A 16,976-nucleotide genomic window follows, 5' to 3' on the forward strand; every position below is an offset into this window, starting at 1 on the left:
GTCAGCCTCTCTCGGTGGCGGCGGCGGGGACGCCGACGATTTGCAGGGCGAATTGGGCATACATCTGGGCGATCTGTTCCCGGCGGTAGGGTTGGTCAGGGCCGTACCAGCTGGCCACCCGCACACTCATGGCACTGATCGCCGCCCCCGCCAGCCACACGTCGGGCACGTGGAACACGCCCTTGTCGACGCCGAGCCGGATCACGCTCAGGCCCAGTTCCTGCGACTGCGCCCGCAGCGCCAGCGCCGGGGCGGCCAGTTCGGGTGACAACGCGTGCAGCTCGGCATTGGCGACGAGCGCCAACAGCGGAAAGTCGGTGTGCACATACACGTGGGCAGCCACCAGCGCACGCAGCTGGTCCGCCGGGCCCGCCGACGCTTCCAGCAGCGCCTGCTGCAGTCGCCGGTGCATGGCCTCGTGGCCGATCAGCACGAGCTCGGCGAGGACGTGCTCCTTGGACGGGTAATGCGCATACAGCGTCGCCGAGTTGATGCCGGCCGCCGCGCCCAGGTCGCGGATCGACGTGCCGTGAAACCCGACCTGTGCGAACAGCTTCAGCCCGGCGAGCAGGATGCGGCCGCGGGTACCGTCCGGCGTCACGCCTTCGGGCAGCTCCACCGCCACCGCGTTGAGCCGCCGGGGCTCCCACCGGGAATTCGTCGCCATGTGTCGCCTTCCGATGCGCGTCGGTACCGCGGGTGCCTATCCGGCCGGACGCCCAGGCTCCAACCGATCGATTGGTCAGCATAACGGCGAAGAGCCGCAGCGACCGGTGGTCCTGCCGCGCCGAGACTCAGCAGGACCGATCCGCGGCGACCTCGCCGGCCGCGTTCAGGGTTTCGGATGGGCGAGGAAGAAGTCCCACGTGATGCCGGTGGCGTCGGGGCCGGAAGGGTCGCCGTACAGGCTGCACCAGCAGCCTCCCGGATAGACGTGTCCCGCGCCGTCGATCATGTACTGCTCGATGAGTGACGCGCCGGTCGCCGACCGGTAGGTCAAATGGGTGTACGAGCGGCCGTTCGGCACCTGGCCGCGCGTGTTGTCGTCGGCGACCGCGTCGATGCCGTCGACGTACGCCCACTGCCCCGCGATCCGGTAGGCCGTGGACGGCGGCACGACGATGTCGGCGGTGCCTTGGAAGATGATCGCGGGCACGGCCCGGGCGCGGCTGCCCATCTCGGTGAGCGCGTCCCGGCCGGACTGCTGCGGTGTACGCAGCTGGAGTACGTCGCACTCGTACTCGCAGCCGGCCAGGATGCTCGTGGCGGCGAAGATGTCCGGGTACGTGACGGCCATGATGTTGGTCATGACGCCGCCCGCTGAGACCCCCGTGGTGTAAATACGCCTCGCGTCGACGGTGTACTGCGAGCGCACCTGGTTGGTGATGCCTGCGATCAGGGACGGCTCGCCCCAGCCCCGGTGCTGGTTGGTCGGCAGGAACCAGTTCCAGCATCCGGCCGGGTTGGCGAGGTTGCTCTGGTCGGGGAACACGACGATGAAGCCGCGGGCTTCCGCCTCGGCGCTCCAGCCCGACAGCACGTCGAACCCGACGTCGTTCTCCGTGCAGCCGTGCAGTGCGACCAGCAGCGGCATGGGTGTGCCGGGCCGGTAGGACGACGGGACGTAGCCGTGGTAGTCGCGAACGCCGGCGAGGTTCGCGTACACGCCGTAGAAGACCGTTCCTCCGGCGGCATGTGCGGGTGCGGGAACGGCGATCGATGCCAGCGCCGCGGAGACCGCGAGGACGAGGGCGAACATGCGCCGGCGGCGCGGGGGTCTGGCGGGACGGTCCGATGGCGGTTCGGACATTCCGCTACCTCCTCTCGACTGGGTCCAACCAATCAATTGGTTGGGACCTATGACAGGTTCTCAATATGACCTGGCATCGGTTCGATGTCAACCGATCGATTGGTCGGCTGGCGCCGAGGACGCGCCCGGCCACGGTCCGGGTTCTCCGAGACCCAGGATCCGGCGCACTGTTGTGTATCTCTCCGTGGCCTGGTTGTCTCTAAGAGTGTTGGCCGGCCGGACGGGCCGCGAGTCGACATGGCGCATCACGTGCTGACTCCGTCCGGGCCGAGGGAGGGGAGCACGGCGATGAATTCTGGCCCGTCGGTCCTGAGCACTGGCGCCGCGCCGTTCGGCAATCCGGACGGTGCGCGGGAGAATCTCGACTCGCTGCTCGAGCGTTTCGTTGATTTCGCCGGCAACGAGGCATTCGGTGCGCTGGCCACGCGCGCCGACGACATGCGCGCCCGAGTCATCGTCGGGCGGATGGGCGCCGGCAAGACGGTCTACCTGCGCAGGTTGCAGGCATCCGCAGACCACGAGGCCAGCGTGTACGCCGACACGTCCCAGGGCGACCTGCCGTCGACCGAGTCGATCGTTCGGACCTGCCAGTTCTTCGAACGACGGGACCTCGTTGAAATGTGGCAGCGGCTCTGGTCGTGCTCGATCACCCGGACCGTGGCCGCGCACATCCTGCGCCAGCGGGGACTGCGCGAACGGCTGGACGGTGAGCTGCGCGAGGAGTTGCAGCGCTACGCACACCTCATCGGGCAGGGGCGCGCCCCCGGCACCGTCTACAGCCATCTGGCGGACATCCTCTACGAGTACGACGCCAAGCACAAACTGGTGGCGTACCTGCAACGACGCGACTGGAACGACCTCACGCACTTTCTGCGCGAGGCCATCGTCGACCTGCCACCCATCGCCTTCTACATCGACGGGGTCGACGAATCCTTCGCGTACGCCCCGATGTACTGGCTGCCCTGCCAGGAGGGCCTCTTCCACGCGGTCATGCAGTGGCTGAAGGACCACCGCATCGGCGGACGGCTGCACGTCGTGGTGGCCATCCGGGACGTCGTGTTCTCCAGCGTGCTGCGCAGCGAGATGGCCAGCAAGTACCGCGGGGAGCCGCACGTGCGGGTGCTGGACTGGGACGCCGCGTCGCTGAAGTACCTGCTGTACAACAAGATCGAACGGCTGGACAAACGGTACCTGACCGAGCCGGCCGCGGAGGATCCGATGACCGCCTGGCTCGGGCACGCCGAGATCGAGAACCTGGCCCGGGGAAGCCGGGAGACCGCCATCGACTACGTACTGCGGCACACCCGCCTGATACCGCGGGATCTGGTGGAGATCGGCAACTCGCTGAGCAACGTCGCGCTGCGGGCGAAACGCGCGGGTAGCGGGCCGCCGTCGCAGCAGTCCATCCGAGATACCGTGTCGGCGGCGGCCGGAGCGTTCGGCAACGACCAGATTCAGCAGTGCGCCAACCAGATCTCCGCCGATCTGGCCCCGGCGAAATCGGGGCAGCATGGGTACGCGGACTTCTACGTCGGGCGCCACTCGTACATCCGCGACGACATCGTCGAGGCACTGCGCGAGTCCTTGCTCCTGCTCGGCACCGACCGGTTCGACGCACCGAGCCTGCTGTGTGCGCGGGATCTGCTCCGGCAGCATTTCGACGGCCAGACCGACCTCGCGACCGTGTTGTGGCAGAACGGCCTACTCGGCTTCGTCGGCAAACGCAACGGCGCGGACGGCACCTTCTTCTACTCGATGGGCGGCATGAGCGAGCTCCAGCCGCCGCTGTCCGAACGCGAATACGTCCTCCACCCGTGCCTGATCGACGCCGTCGGCATACGGTCGGTCGGCTCGCGCCCAGTACGACCGTTCGCCTGAGGTCACCGTGGCGCAGATTCGCGAGATCCGCCTGGACTCATGGTGGGAGTTCAAGCGTGACCTGGTCTCAGAGTTCATCGACGCCGGCTCGTACCGCAACGACGCGTACCTCTTCCGCGGCATGCGATCCCCCCGCTGGCAGCTCGAATCCCTCTTCGACCGGACGTTCCGGCACGTGGAGCCCGACCGCCGCACACAAGTGTTCGACGACCTGGTGGCCGCATTCCGCGAGGCCTGCCGTGACTACGGGCTTCCGGCAGAACTGTGCGACGACGACCGCCGGCTCATCGCGCTCGGGCAGCATCACGGACTGCCCACCAGGCTGCTCGACTGGACCAGCAGCCCGTACATCGCGGCATTCTTCGCGTACCAGAAGGCATTCGAAGAGGCCGACGCGGCGGACAGCCACGCCGTGCTGTGGGTGCTGCACCGGCGGTCCTCGATGTGGTCTGGCGTGCACGACGTGGAGATCGTGGCGGCGCCGTCGTACGAGAACGCGAGGGCCCGCAACCAGGCCGGCTACTACACGCTGTCCCGCAGCCCGTTCAACTGCCTGGAGGAGGTCGTCATCCGGTGCACGGACGTGACCGGCGTGGCGCTGACCCGGGTCCTGCTGCCCCTGGATGATGTCCGGACTGCGCTGGCCGACCTCGATCTGATGGGCATCAGCGCTTTTCGGCTGTTTCCGGACCTCACCGGGGCGGCGACCGCCTGCAAGATCCGCATGCTGCTGGAACAGGGGTGACGAACCTTGCAGGATCGTGATGCGGTGGACACCTCGAGCAGTTCCACAGACGCGCCGAGCGACAGCCGTCCGCTGACGCCGCTGCGACGGCGGTGGCAGGCCATCAAGCGCCGCACCGGGACCGTCGATCGCGAGGCCATCCAGTGGCTCTTCGCGACCTGCGGCGTTATCGCCTCGGGGCTCGGCGTCGCCCAGTTCGTGTGGCCGGACGGGTCGGCCGCCGTCGGCGGTTGGTGGCTGCTGGGCACGCTGGCCTTCGGTGTCATCGGCGGGCTGGTGCTGCGCGTGATGAAGCGATCGATCCGCGCGACGAGCAACACGCGTGCCTGGACGATCCAGGTCGTGCCGGGCAACGTCCTGGACCATCGCCCTTGCGTCATCACGACCGATCGCCGGCGGACGCTCTCGCCCGAGAAGGTCGCGCCGAGCAGCTTGATCGTGCAGTACCTGGACTCGCTGGACGGTGCCGGCCGGACCGAGGCCGAGCAGGCCATCGAACAGATGCAGTCGGGCCCGTTGAGCCGGCCGGGCAACGTGCAGTTCATCGAGTCGTCCAGCGCGCCCGGACCGATCCTGCTGCTCGCCTGCGGGCGCCCGACCCGCAACGGGACAGTGACCACGTGGTCGCATCTCACCCAGACGTACGACGGGCTGTGGGCCGCCATCCGGTCGCGGCACTTCGACGAGGTCTCCGTGCCGGTCATCGGCGCCGGCTACTCACGCGTGAGCCTCTCCCATTCCGCGGTCCTGCTCGCCCTCCTGCTCTCCTTCCACGCCGCCAGCACAGAACGGCCGGTCTGCCGCCTGCTGCGCGTCGTCGTGCCGCCCACCGATGCGGACCAGGAGGAGCTGGTGCTGGCCAGACGCTTCCTCAGCGCCCTCGGGTACTCGCTGGCGTAGGCTGCGTGACCGCCGGCGATTCTGCCCAGCTAACGTAGGCATCGGCACTCGCCCGCCCCCGGCCCTGCTCAGGCCGCAGGGCCGGGGCGTTACCAAGTCAGGCTTTCTTGGTGCAGGTCAGCACGATCAGTGCGTCCGTTGGCGCCTGCGTACCGGCTGGCGTCGACTGCTTGGCCACTGTCCAGTTCGCCGCGAGGATCACCACAGTGTCCCCCGGATCCTGAGACCCCAGCTGGATCTTCGTGAAGCCGAGCCGCTGGAGCTCGTCCATCGCTACCGCAGCGTTCTTCCCCACCACGTTTGGCATTGCCACCACGTTCGGCGAGGGCGAGGGAGATGTCGTCTTCGCCGGTGTTGGGCTCGCCGGTGCCGGGCTGCGCTCCGCGGCAGCAGTGGTCTGGGGCCTGGTGGCCGGCGCCGACGATACGGCCTGGGGATTCTGCTTGTTTGAAATCAGGCCGGCAACCGCGCACACGGCGCAGATGACCACGACGAGCCCACCGGCGATGAGACCAGCGATGAGACCAGGGTGGAGCTTTCGCTTCGGCTGCTGGGGTACGGGGAATGACTGCGTTGGAAATGCCACGGCCGTCAAGTGTCGATGATCAAGCTGTCATGACACATCGGCCGACGACGCCACGAAGATCAACCAATCGGCCACCTGATTCCGGCAGCCAATGACGGCGAGGTGGGCGAGGGTTACAACGAAGTCCTCTGAGTCGCAGGAGAGCCTCCGATAGAGGCCGACCGCGCACGTGAGCGCCACGCTGCCGCTGCCCGGCCACCCGTGTTGTGGCGGAGTCGGGGGGTTCGAAGGCACGACGCCAGCCCCGGTCGTGTGACAGGCAAGCCTGGTTGTGCGTGAGGCGGGGGCGGCGTTCGAAAGCGGCTGTGCGACGTGGTTGCTGTCGCCTCCGCCGCTCGGGCCCTGCCGAGTCCCGTCAGTTCGTTAACGATGCGGAGTCATCGCTGGCCGATAATCGATCTCAGCGTTCGGCCGGTCGCCGTCACGATCCAGAAGGTCCTGCCGTTCGTGCTGGGGTGCTCGCGGGTGGGGTTGAGATGCTCTACGACAGCGATTGCAGCGTTGCTGGGCGACGAGAAGGTCCGTCCGACGAGCGGCCCACTGGTGATGCGCAGCTCATGGTTGGCCTTGTTGAAGACTCCGTCAACACGTGTCTTCTTGTAGACCACATGAACTCGTACCTCGTCGTCCGCATCGAGGGATGGCGCGGTCGACGAGGGCGGCCGGACCCGGTCCTTCTCGGACACGTTCTGCAAGGTGCCCGCGTCGAGCTCGGACGAATCCACAGTGGACGGTGCGCCCTGCCATTCCGGGTGTTTACCGTCAGTCGTTCCTGGTCAGACTGCGACGCCACTCCGCGAACCGAGTACGCAGACTACCCAGCATCCGGCTGGTCGCCCCGTATTCGGCGAAGTCAGTGATCGACAACTGCTCGATCGCCCATGATGCAACGGCAGCTTTAGCACGTGCCCGTCAACCTGGCCCTCACCCTGCCGCCGCATCGGGACCGCACGGGGTCCGATCTTGGGACCGCAAAGTCGTCATCCAGGCGTTCTCAGTACTGCATGACGCAGTAGACGACCGTCGGGTGGAGGAACTGGTACCACCGGTTCCATTTGTAGTCCCGCGTGCAGTTGTTGCCGTTGGACGCGCCGGGCACGATGTCGATGACGTGCACGGTCCCTTTGGCCTTGCACGCCGGGGCGGCCACGACCCAGCCGGATCCGCTCGGGAACTTGTAGCAGTAGGTGCGTACCAGGTACAGCTCGAGGCAGAGCCGGTAGCCGTCCTCGGTGATGTAGGGCGACTCGGGGTCGGAGCAGGTGTCCCGCGAGTAGTCGACGGAGAGCACCTTGTACGTCCCCTTGGTGCCGTTGCAGCTCCCCGTCCCCAGATACGTTCCGGCCTCGTCGACGCCGATGCACTCCCCAACCCGCGCCGGCGCCGGCGGCGGCGCCTGTGTGGTAGGCACTTTGGCGGGCGGTGTGTAGGTGTCGACCGGATAGGGGTCGCGCGTCGCCGCCGAAACGGGCGCCCGGTCTTCCGCCTGCGACGTCGCCTTGTCCCGGAAGTAGGTAAGGCCCAACACGCCAGCCACGCAGACGCCGACAACCAACACGAGCACGCCACCGATCACGCCGATGATGAGCCCGGCATTGCTCTTCGGCGGCGGTGGCGGGCCCGGGGGGCCATACATCGGAGGGACAGCGCCCGGGTACATGGGATGGCCCGGGGTGCCCGGGTAGTTCGGCTGAGGGGGCAGCGTCACCCGGGGAGTCTGACATAGAACGTCGATGCGTGCGGGGACGGTTGGACCCAACAAGGCTTGCCGGGCCGTTCCCAGGTGGGCGCTTGTTGCATTGATCGCCGAGTACCGGCCCTTGGGTCACTGGCGCTGTAGGCGTGGCGCCAGGAGCGCGTAGACCCCGCCGAGCAGCAGGCCGTACATGAGATGGCCCGTCAGGCTTTGCCAGGCGGTGGCGTTGAGCATGAACATGTGCATGCCGAGCTTGGCCGGCATGAGCAGCAGTGTCCCGAGCACCCACCAGACGGCTCCGTAGCTCGTGGCGATGACGGCCGACATGACCGGGGTGGTTGCCCACCGGGCGAACAGGATCGCGTACGTGGTGCCGATGAACGCCGAGATGGCCAGGTGCACCAGCCACCCGAGGGCCACCGAGGTGCTGCCGACGAGCATGGCCACTGGCACGATCATGCCCATTTCCTGCATCAGAAGGCCGAACATGATTCCGCCGGCGAGACCGCCAGCCACCCCTGCCGCGATTCGGGCCGGCAGCGGGGCGGCCCTGGTGGGTGAACTGCCTACCGTCGTCACGGGTTCATCCCCCTTGTGCCTGGTATCTCGCCGACCGTAAAGCCGACCCGTGGGGTCAGACCCTTCGGTGACCGTGCACACGCTTCGCCAGTTCATCCCTCACGATCGGTGCCTCATCCGGTGACCGGCTCCCCCGAGCCGGGTGGAAAGCGCCCTTCGCGGCCGTCGCCGTCCGTGGGTGCCGGGGTTTGGGTGATCTCGTCCGGAGCAAACAACCGGCCCGGAGGGATGCCGAGTGGCCGGCATCCCTCCGGGCCGCTGTGCCAGCCTCAGGCGGGATTGTCGCCGTGGGTGAGCGTTTCCCAGGCCACGAAGAGGTTGTTGGTGCCGGCTGGACGCTGGTTCAGCGTCAACGTCTGGGTGTTCGTCATGCCGAAGCCGAGCCGGTTGTGCATCGCGTTGTAGGCGACCTCGGTGATCGGCCCGAGGCCGAGGGTGAGGTGGCCGCCGCACAGCCAGGACGGCACGGCCGCACCGAGTTGGTACGTGGACTGGAACCCGAGGGCCTGGCGAAGCCGCTCGCCGACCTGCGGGTAGAGGTCGTGGCCCTGGATGCGCGAGGTCTCCGCGACGTGGGAGATGGCCGAGATGCCGTACCCGGTGTGGACGAAGTCGCGGCAGGTTTCCTGGGTCAGCCCGGTGACGAAGGTGGACTGGCCCTGCCAGTACCCGATGATCTCGCTGCTGGTGTCCAGCCCGCTGCCTGGCACTGTGTAGGGCAGGGGGCCGTCAGTGCTGAGGTAGACGTAGGCCCGGACGCGGTTGAGGTAGCGCGCCACCGCCGAGTCGTAGCTGGTGCGGTCGTTGAGGAAGACGGCGATGCCCACGGCCGCCTCCATCATGCTCAGCTCCCAGTTGCCGTTGCTGTTCGAGCCGTTGATGACCACCGGCAGGTAGACCGTGCGCAGCATGGTGGCGAACCGGTTCACGTTCGGCCAGCTGCTGTAGGTGTACCGGAGGATTTCGGCGGCTCGGGGCCAGACGGACCCGGCCCAGCCGGTCTGCAGCGGCGCGTTGGAGTTGGTGTGCGAGGTGATCGCGGCCGACCAGGCGTCCATGAGGGCGATCGACTTCTGCGCGTACCGCGAGTCGCGGCCGATGTACCAGATCAGTGCGTCGGTGTACGCGGCGATGGCGTCCTCGCGCTCGTCGGTGCAGCCGTTGTTGGGGTTCGAGTACGGTCCGCATTCGACCACCGCGCGTGGGGCCGGCGTGCGCGACAGCGAGGCGTACTTGCTGGCTAGCATCTGGTTGTACGCGTTGGTCCAGGGCTGCGCGCCCGCCTGCACCTGGCGGCGGACGAAGTCGAGCTGCGCCTGGCTGACCAGGACCCCGGGGTGCACGAAGCCGGTCGGCGAGGAGGTGGTGGGCGTCGGGCTCGGGCTCGGCGCGCCGCCGCCCGGGAGTGTCCACAGCTGGTTGGCCGCTGCGGTGCACGACCAGATCTGCAGCGGCGTGCCGTCGGCGGAGCTCGGCCCGGTGGCGTCCAGGCACTTGCCCGAGTTCGAGTTGACCAGCGTGCCGTTGCTGGGCTGCCATTGCTGGGCGCCCGTGCCGTTGCAGTCGTAGATCTGCACCTTCGAGCCGTTCGTGGTCCCGGCCGCGGCGACGTCCAGGCACTTGCCCAGGGCCCGGATGGTTCCGTCGGTGTCCACGGTCCACTGTTGCGCGCTGGTGCCGTTGCAGGTGTAGAGCTGCACTTGGGTGCCGTTCGCGCTGCTGGCCGCGGCCACGTCGACGCATTTGCCGCCGTAGCCGGTGATTGCGCCGGTCGCGGCGGTGGCGGCCACGGCGTCGGCGGTGGCGGCGATGACGGTCGCGGCGATGAGGAGCGTGCCGCCGGTCAGCACCGACACCACCAGCCGGTGTGGTCGCAGCGAACGCTGCTGCGGTCTGGACATGCTGATCCTCCTCTTTGCGGTGTTGGCCGAGCCGAGGTGGGCCGCCGCTCCGCGCCCGGATCGCTCCGCTGGGGCGATGGGCTGCTGGGAGGCGAGCACGCAATTGTTAGGAAGCCTTACTGTTCCGTTTTGGCAACCGGTTGTCAAGACTTGAATCAAGATAAATATTGAGTACTGTCTCCGCATGATCGGGCTGGAATCACCCTTGAGCTGGGAGGCTCTGATGCGTCGCAGAACACTGTTGGGCGCCACGGCGGCGCTCGGTGCCGCGTCCGTGTCCGTCGGACTCGAGGCCGGCCCCGCCGCGGCGGCGCCGGCGGACCAACTGCCGAGCCGAGCCGACGTCCTGGCGGTCATGCAGCGGGTGAACGACCACTGGATCGGCGCCAACGCGAACCCGGGCGACAACCTGTGGGCTCGCGCCACGTACTTCTGCGGCAACATGGCGCACTATCGGCTCACCCGCACCAGCCGGTACCTGAACTACGCCGTGGCCTGGGCCGAGCAGAACAACTACGCGTTGGCCGGCGGCGCCGCGACGCGAAGCGCGGACAACCACTGCGCAGGGCAGACCTACCTCGACCTGTACGAGGAACTGGGCGGCCCGGCGAAGATCGCCATGCTTGAGGACAGCCTGACCCGGATGGTCAACTCGACCAAACGCGACGACTGGTGGTGGGTGGACGCGCTGCACATGGCGATGCCACCGTTCGCGCGCCTGGGCGCCCTGCGCAACGACACGTCGTACTGGCTGGCGATGTACCAGCTCTACCACTCCACCAAGCGCCTGCAACTGGACCAGCAAAATCGCGTCACCGGCCTCTACAGCGAGTCGACGCCACTGTGGTACCGCGACAACGCCTACGCCATCGATGGCCCGCAGCAGTTCAGTCCCTCAGGCAGGCCGGTGTTCTGGTCACGCGGCAACGGCTGGGCGCTGGCCGCCCACGCCAAGGTTCTCAAGGCCGTCCCGCTGAGCAACAAGCGCGGCCCGGAGTACGCCTCCACGTTGCAATCGGTTGCCAACGCCCTGCTGCCCGTCCAGCGCGCGGACGGCTTCTGGAACGTCAACCTCGCCGATCCGGCACACTTCGGCGGCCCGGAAACCACCGGAACCGCGTTCTTCGCGTTCGGCATCGCCTACGGCATCACAGCGGGCCTGCTCGACCGCACCACCTATCTCCCGGTCGTAGCGCGGGCGTGGAACGGCATGGTGGCCACGGCGGTGCAGAACGACGGCTTTCTCGGCTACTGCCAGGGAGTCGGCGCGGGCCCCGCGGCGGTCAACCCGAACCAGACCGCCGACTACGGTGTCGGTGCATTCCTCATGGCCGGCGCCGAGATAGCCAACCTCACCACGTAAGTGCTGCCCGCACGGTGCTGCACTTCATTCCCAACTCCGAGCAGGCCCGCAACGTCGAGCCGCTTGCGGAGCGGCCACATTCCTGTTGCTGGAGCGGCTGCGCGGGCGTGTTCCGGCTGGACCGCCGGCAGCCGCGACTTCCCTGCCAGGCGACCGGTCGTCGGGGCCGCCACGAAGGTCTCGAACAGGCTGTCGTCATCGGTCTTGGCGGCGCCGGCTGCTGATCCCGACAGCCCGACCAACGACTCCCCGACGATCTTCGACAATGAAGACGCCAACGTCGCACAGCAGGCAACACCACAGTCTGCGGTGCACCGACTCGGCACTTGAGGGCAAGCATTGCCTCGATCAAGATCGATCGTTACTCCATCCGTGGGGGAACCGAAGCACGCCGACCAGCTATTGACCATCGCGGAGGTCGCCGCGCGGCTTGCGACCTCCCGCAGTTCGGTTTACGACCTGTTCGCCACGGGCCGCCTTGAACGGGTCAACATCGGCACCGCCAGGAAGCCACGCCTGCGGGTCAAGGAGTCCGCGCTGATGAGGTACATCGAGCGGTCCACCCTTCTCCCGGTGCCCGCTCGCACGATGAACCGTCCCCCGGCCCTGAGGCACCATCGGCAGTACGTCAACCGGGGGACGGTCCACCAGCCCCGCGCGCCGCGCCGCGAAGGCGACGGTGCACCGGGTCGTCCTCCAGGAGTACCGGACTCGTACGAGATCCGGGAAGGTCGAGGCCAGGACCTATCTGCCCAGTAGGCGCGCTTTCACCGCCTCGGACTCGTCCGAGGAGCACCGGGGTAGCGCGGCGCTCTCCATCCGGCGCCCCTCATCGCAGTACGCGTCTCGGCGGCAAACGTTGAAGTCGCATTGGCGGCCGTTTCGAGACTCGTCGTCAAGGTCCGTATTCGGCGAAGTCAGTGATCGACAGTGCTCGATCACCCCCGCTTCAAGGGCAGCTTTAGCACGTGCCCGTCAACCCGGCCCTCACCCTGCCGCCGCATCGGGACCGCACGGGGCCCCGATCTTGGACCGCAAGGTCGTCATCCAGGCGTTCTCAGTACTGCATGACGCAGTACACGACCGTCGGGTGGAGGAACTGGTACCACCGGTTCCATTTGTAGTCCCGCGTGCAGTTGTTGCCGTTGGACGCACCGGGCACGATGTCGATGACGTGCACGGTCCCTTTGGCCTTGCACGCGGGGGCGGCCACGACCCAGCCGGGCCCGCTCGGGAACTTGTAGCAGTAGGTGCGTACCAGATACAGCTCGAGGCAGAGCCGGTAGCCGCCGACATATACCAGTGTCGACTCCCCAGTAATCGGAGCTTTGCAGCGGGTCGGTGCAGTGCCGGTACGTACCACCGCGTCGGCCCTGGTTGCGCTGGCCAGCGCCGGCTGGGCGAGCCGAAGGACGTCTGGAAGAACCTCGGTCGGGCTGCCAGACTCAGCACACGGCGAGTGGTTGGGGGCCCGGATGGACGCTTCGATCGACCGGTATCTGCATCGCGTCGACGGGGTGGCCGCGGAGATATGGGTGCCACCGAGCCGCGGTCAGTTGTTCTGGCTCCGTCACGCACCCGCGCTGTTCGCGCCGGCCGTGGAGGGTGGCAGCCGGCTGGCGCGCTGGTGGGCCATCGCCACCGTCACGCCCAGCACGAACATCACGGTGCTGAACCTGCGGTACCAGGCGTATCTCAACCTGATCTTCCACCGGACCCGGCTGGCCAAGGTCGGGCACGCGGTTTGCATGCCGCTCATCGTGGCCTCGATGCTCGCGGCGTGCTGCGCGCTGCCGCTCGGGTCGCTGCCGGTCAACGCGTCGCTGCCGGCCGCGGCCGGGCTGTCGATCTGGTGGCTGTGGTGGGCGGTCAAGGAGCGCGACCCGCTGTGGGGCGCCAGCGGCGTGCTGCTGGTCGCGGCCCTGTACGCCCTCGCCAACGCCGCCTACGAGCTACGGCCGCACGCGATCGCCGGGTCTGCGCTCCTGGCGCAGCCGCTGGCGTGGGTGGTGCTCGGTTCGCTGCTGCAGGCCGCCTCGCACGCGCTCGAGCCGCTGCCGCCGCGGGTGACCCGGTCGCCCCGCTGGGTCCCAATGAGGGAGTACCTGTTCGGCGCCGAGGGTAGGCGCAATTCGCGGACGACCGTGGCACGCCGGGTCGGCCACCTCGCCGCACAGACGGTCTTCGGTACCGTCGACGAGCTGGTCGCCTCGCCGCGGCTGCTGCCGGTACTGCTGCTGGACCTGCTCTGGCGGCTCGGGCACGACCCCGCCCGCCGGGCCGCATGGCGGGCGCAGGCGGCGCGGGCGTTCGCCAGCGGCAACCCGGGCCTCGACTTCATCGGCGTCGGCGGAGCCACGCCGCTGCGGATCCCGGCCTGAAGCACCTGATCCGGCGCCGGGCGGCCGGGTGGGCAGGTGGCCGCGACCCTACATCTGCCCCAGGATCTTCGCCTTCGCCTCGTCGTACTCGGCGGGCGTCAGCGCGTTGGCGTCGCGCAGCACCCGCAGCCGTTCGAGCCGGACTAACGGGTCCTGATCGGCCGTCGAGGTGCCGGGCGTCTGTGGCGCCTCCGGCCCGCCCCAGACCCCCGACCCGTCGTCCGACATCTGCACGACGGTGGCGTTTTGCCAGTTGACCCCCGCAGGTGGCCACGGAAGAGACGACGGCCAGGCGGCCGGGCGGTCGCCGCCGGCCGTGAACATCTGCGCGTTGAGAGTCGACGCACCTCGGGGGTTGGTCATTGTCGGTGTCGGCTCCGCCCTACCGAACCTGACGTAGCCCACGCCCAGGAAAAGCAGGCCGCCGACGATGCCGACCGGGAGCTCGAAGGCCCACCAGCCGGTCCCGGGCGGGCACTGGCGGGCTGAGACGTAGTTACCACCGGACGCGCAGCTCCCGCCCTGGATCAACCGGAACAAGGCGTACAGGGCCAGGCCGAAACAGGCAATCGCGAGAAGGGTGCCAAGCACCTTGCGGACCAGGTGCACTATGCGCATCGTGTGATCACCAGCGGACCGTACCTGCCGCTGGCCACCACCCTCCGCCACCGTCAGCTATCCGCCAGTAGGAGCGCGGCGACGAACCCGCGGTGCTCAGCCCGTACCACCTTCCGTCGTCCGTGACCGGGCAGGCGGGAAGACCGTCCGGGTCCGGGTCCGGCGGCGAACCGTTGGTTTGAGTCGGGCGGTCGTCAGCATGAACACACCGGCTGTCATAAAGAGGAAACAGGACGGTGAGCCACGCGGCGCTGGCCCGTCAGTACCTGACGCTGACGCGGCTGTAACCCACCTGGGAAATTTCTAGGTAGATTACATCGGCTCACCGGAGCCGATCTCGGCCCACCATCGTTGGTCATCCGGCGTCGCGCAGTGTTGCGTCGACCTCGGCCACGTCAGTGCCCAGGCGACGCAGTTCTCCCGCGGTGAGAGCCAACTCGTAGCCGTGGTGATGGCCGGCCCGCGAGAGCGCCCACCACAGGTACCCCACCCGGCGAGCGGTCGCCGCGTCGGCGTACCGATGGAGCAGCAACACCTGAGCCCGCCGGCTCTGGCACTCGGCGACCTCCGGCGCAACCGCCTTCCAGAACCGGTCGAGCTCCGCCTCAAGAGCGAGCCGCAGCAGCCAGGCACACGCTCGCGGCCACACCCCGCGGGCCACCCCGTGCGGTCTGGGTCAGCAGCTGCTCAGCGCTGGCGAGGTACGTCTCGGCGGTGTCATCGGAGAGCCTCGGTGAGTCGTGCGGTGTCCCCGACCAGGCGTTCGAGGTTGCCGCCATAGACCCCGTGTGCACCCTGCTGCACGCCTTGAAGGCGTCGGCAGCCCAGCGGCCGTTGCGCTGGTCGAGGTGTGGCAGTACCTTGCCGCCTTGATCGGCGCCGCCGAACAGTGCCAGCGCCGCCGTCTGGGTCGTGGTCAATGCTCTTCCTGAGTGTCGGGGATACCCTCGTCGCCGTCGCGGGTGTGGCTGATGGCGTCCATCAGGTAGCCCATGCTGATGATGCCGGCACCGTGCATGAGTCGAGACTTCCTGGGCGGCTTGTTCCAGGCTTGGGGAAAGGTCGGCTCAACCGCCGACCAGAGGTTGTACAGCAGGGTGAGCATCTCACCGGTGTTGGGCAGGGCCTGGTCGTTGCGGAACGGTACAACGCACCGTCAGACAGGCTGTTCTCGAGCATCCGCAGCATCGAGTTGTCTTTTGATGAGACCAGCGGGGTTCGTGGGTGTCTGGACAATCCGGTGCAGCGGCGAGCGCGCGGCGTCGAAATCGGTCACCGTTCGCGGGCCGGTTTGCCGAGCCGCAGTTGCGCCGGATGCGGTCACGCTGCGGCGCGCACTCGGCACTGTCACCGCGATGGCGGCACCGATGGTGTTGCGGGTCGGCCCGCGACTGCACCTGAACCGGCTCGACCGGGTGTGGGTGGATGCGCTACGACTGGCATTGGCGTTGCTGGCCGACACCGAGTACGCGGCGGAGGAGTCGGGTCGGCCGTTCGCCGATGCGGTGGAGCTTTCGATTCCAACAGATAAATTGTGGAAGTCCATCGTACATCGGGTGCTGATGCGTAGCCGGTCACGCAAGTGCTGGCTCAGGCAACTCTGCCAACTGACCTGGTCTCGGACCCGTGGGTCCGGGACCCGCCGCAGCCCAACCAGAGCCGGCCGGACATCGTGGCGTGGCAGGACCGGGCGATCTGGATCGCCGACGCGAAGGACAAATCCGTCCCGTCGCACACGCCACCGGACCGCGGCGACCAGTACCAGATGTTCGCCTACACGCACCTGCTGGCTGACCCGAACGGCACCGTCGAATGCGCCGTGCTGATCTATCCCGGCATCGGTGCGATTCGCAGTTGGCATCGCGGGCGTGATGGCGCCCGCACTCCGGTGCGCCTGGCCACGGTGCGAATCCCATTCCCGCAGCCAATCGATGCCCGCACGGCGAGTGCCTGGGACGCCTACCTCGACCAGACAGCCGCCCAGTTCCGGGACGCGGTGAAGCCGCTGCATCCGACCCCATAACGACGATCACCGGACGGTGCTGGCGGGGCCGGTCGTCGAGCCGCTCGCTGTGCAGGCGTGCTGCGTGGCTGCGGCCAACGGTCACCGCGCGCACCAGTCTCCAACGTCGGCGGCGGCCTCGTGCGTGTTCCCCCGATCGGAAGGGATATCCCCCAGGGATATTTCGGGCCTGGTTGGGGAGCCAGGACCGCCTCTTGAGCTGCTAAGACTTGCCGGCTTGGGACATTTCGCCGTCAGGGGGTGCACCTGGGGGTCTACCTGAAAGTCCGCCCGGGCTCACGCCTGCCCAACTGTCGGCCGGGACGCCAGCCGCGCGCTACAACCCGCTGGTCCAGGATCCCGGCACCGGTGGACGCACGGCAACCCACATCGCACCGGTCGCGTTTCGGTGTCGCATGGCGGTGACCGGACCCGGCGAGGGCCGCAATGCCGAACCGGGTGACCGGTCGACCGTGGTGGCCGTGCAGTCACTCCCCCGCTCACCGCCGATCGGGCA

The 16,976-nt window shown here is 68.1% G+C and carries 19 protein-coding genes; 7 read left to right on the top strand and 12 right to left on the bottom strand.

The window, feature by feature from the left end; all coding sequences use genetic code 11:
• Position 1: 1 nt before the first annotated feature.
• Both ABD901_RS00405 and ABD901_RS00410 read right to left on the bottom strand, forming a co-directional pair.
• Positions 2–667: a TetR/AcrR family transcriptional regulator gene (locus ABD901_RS00405; RefSeq protein WP_345119929.1), complete on the bottom strand. Its 666-nt coding sequence runs from the start codon at positions 665–667 to the stop codon at positions 2–4.
• Between the two features lie 165 nt (positions 668–832).
• Positions 833–1,810: an extracellular catalytic domain type 1 short-chain-length polyhydroxyalkanoate depolymerase gene (locus ABD901_RS00410; protein WP_345119931.1), complete on the bottom strand. Its 978-nt coding sequence runs from the start codon at positions 1,808–1,810 to the stop codon at positions 833–835.
• A 288-nt stretch (positions 1,811–2,098) separates the two neighbouring features.
• Here ABD901_RS00410 and ABD901_RS00415 point away from each other — a divergent pair, with 288 nt between their 5' ends.
• Genes ABD901_RS00415 through ABD901_RS00425 form a run of 3 tightly spaced genes read left to right on the top strand, consistent with a single transcriptional unit; the run spans position 2,099 to position 5,333 of the window.
• A complete protein-coding gene (locus ABD901_RS00415; RefSeq protein WP_345119933.1) occupies positions 2,099–3,688 on the top strand; it encodes a P-loop ATPase, Sll1717 family in 1,590 nt (529 codons plus the stop codon).
• 7 nt (positions 3,689–3,695) lie between these two features.
• The gene (locus ABD901_RS00420) at positions 3,696–4,433 is read left to right on the top strand and encodes an FRG domain-containing protein (protein WP_345119935.1); all 738 of its coding nucleotides are present in this window, start codon (positions 3,696–3,698) and stop codon (positions 4,431–4,433) included.
• Between the two features lie 24 nt (positions 4,434–4,457).
• Positions 4,458–5,333: a macro domain-containing protein gene (locus ABD901_RS00425; RefSeq protein ID WP_345119937.1), complete on the top strand. Its 876-nt coding sequence runs from the start codon at positions 4,458–4,460 to the stop codon at positions 5,331–5,333.
• A 97-nt stretch (positions 5,334–5,430) separates the two neighbouring features.
• Here ABD901_RS00425 and ABD901_RS00430 read toward each other — a convergent pair whose 3' ends face one another.
• From ABD901_RS00430 to ABD901_RS00450, 5 genes are all read right to left on the bottom strand, one after another.
• Entirely contained in the window at positions 5,431–5,919 is a 489-nt protein-coding gene (locus ABD901_RS00430; RefSeq protein ID WP_345121072.1) for a PASTA domain-containing protein, read from the bottom strand.
• Between the two features lie 377 nt (positions 5,920–6,296).
• Positions 6,297–6,605, bottom strand: coding sequence for a hypothetical protein (locus ABD901_RS00435; RefSeq protein ID WP_345119939.1), 309 nt, complete (start codon positions 6,603–6,605; stop codon positions 6,297–6,299).
• Positions 6,606–6,913: 308 nt separating this feature from the next.
• Positions 6,914–7,555, bottom strand: coding sequence for a hypothetical protein (locus tag ABD901_RS00440; RefSeq protein ID WP_345119941.1), 642 nt, complete (start codon positions 7,553–7,555; stop codon positions 6,914–6,916).
• A 189-nt stretch (positions 7,556–7,744) separates the two neighbouring features.
• Positions 7,745–8,074, bottom strand: coding sequence for a hypothetical protein (locus tag ABD901_RS00445; RefSeq protein ID WP_345119943.1), 330 nt, complete (start codon positions 8,072–8,074; stop codon positions 7,745–7,747).
• Between the two features lie 389 nt (positions 8,075–8,463).
• A complete protein-coding gene (locus ABD901_RS00450; protein ID WP_345119945.1) occupies positions 8,464–10,095 on the bottom strand; it encodes a ricin-type beta-trefoil lectin domain protein in 1,632 nt (543 codons plus the stop codon).
• Positions 10,096–10,318: 223 nt separating this feature from the next.
• On the opposite strand from ABD901_RS00450, the gene ABD901_RS00455 reads away from it, so the two are divergent.
• Positions 10,319–11,458 (top strand): glycoside hydrolase family 88 protein, encoded by a 1,140-nt coding sequence (locus ABD901_RS00455; RefSeq protein WP_345119947.1) that lies wholly within the window; start codon positions 10,319–10,321, stop codon positions 11,456–11,458.
• Between the two features lie 372 nt (positions 11,459–11,830).
• Positions 11,831–12,217 carry a helix-turn-helix domain-containing protein gene (locus tag ABD901_RS00460; RefSeq protein WP_345119949.1) on the top strand — a complete coding sequence of 129 codons (387 nt, stop codon included), beginning with the start codon at positions 11,831–11,833 and terminating at the stop codon, positions 12,215–12,217.
• A gap of 298 nt (positions 12,218–12,515) precedes the next feature.
• Here ABD901_RS00460 and ABD901_RS00465 read toward each other — a convergent pair whose 3' ends face one another.
• Positions 12,516–12,821: a hypothetical protein gene (locus tag ABD901_RS00465; protein WP_345119951.1), complete on the bottom strand. Its 306-nt coding sequence runs from the start codon at positions 12,819–12,821 to the stop codon at positions 12,516–12,518.
• A gap of 112 nt (positions 12,822–12,933) precedes the next feature.
• On the opposite strand from ABD901_RS00465, the gene ABD901_RS00470 reads away from it, so the two are divergent.
• A complete protein-coding gene (locus ABD901_RS00470; RefSeq protein WP_345119953.1) occupies positions 12,934–13,839 on the top strand; it encodes a hypothetical protein in 906 nt (301 codons plus the stop codon).
• A 48-nt stretch (positions 13,840–13,887) separates the two neighbouring features.
• On the opposite strand, the gene ABD901_RS00475 is transcribed toward ABD901_RS00470, so the two are convergent.
• The 4 genes from ABD901_RS00475 to ABD901_RS00490 all read right to left on the bottom strand — a co-directional run bounded on the left by ABD901_RS00475 (position 13,888) and on the right by ABD901_RS00490 (position 16,003).
• Entirely contained in the window at positions 13,888–14,448 is a 561-nt protein-coding gene (locus ABD901_RS00475; protein ID WP_345119955.1) for an SHOCT domain-containing protein, read from the bottom strand.
• A 364-nt stretch (positions 14,449–14,812) separates the two neighbouring features.
• Positions 14,813–15,106: a hypothetical protein gene (locus ABD901_RS00480; protein ID WP_345119957.1), complete on the bottom strand. Its 294-nt coding sequence runs from the start codon at positions 15,104–15,106 to the stop codon at positions 14,813–14,815.
• A gap of 267 nt (positions 15,107–15,373) precedes the next feature.
• Positions 15,374–15,562 (bottom strand): hypothetical protein, encoded by a 189-nt coding sequence (locus ABD901_RS00485; protein WP_345119959.1) that lies wholly within the window; start codon positions 15,560–15,562, stop codon positions 15,374–15,376.
• Positions 15,563–15,613: 51 nt separating this feature from the next.
• Positions 15,614–16,003 (bottom strand): hypothetical protein, encoded by a 390-nt coding sequence (locus ABD901_RS00490; RefSeq protein ID WP_345119961.1) that lies wholly within the window; start codon positions 16,001–16,003, stop codon positions 15,614–15,616.
• A gap of 36 nt (positions 16,004–16,039) precedes the next feature.
• Here ABD901_RS00490 and ABD901_RS00495 point away from each other — a divergent pair, with 36 nt between their 5' ends.
• A complete protein-coding gene (locus tag ABD901_RS00495) occupies positions 16,040–16,480 on the top strand; it encodes a 5-methylcytosine restriction system specificity protein McrC (protein ID WP_345119963.1) in 441 nt (146 codons plus the stop codon).
• The last annotated feature ends 496 nt before the right edge of the window (positions 16,481–16,976 follow it).

The organism is Dactylosporangium darangshiense, from assembly GCF_039537565.1.
Classification (GTDB): domain Bacteria; phylum Actinomycetota; class Actinomycetes; order Mycobacteriales; family Micromonosporaceae; genus Dactylosporangium; species Dactylosporangium darangshiense.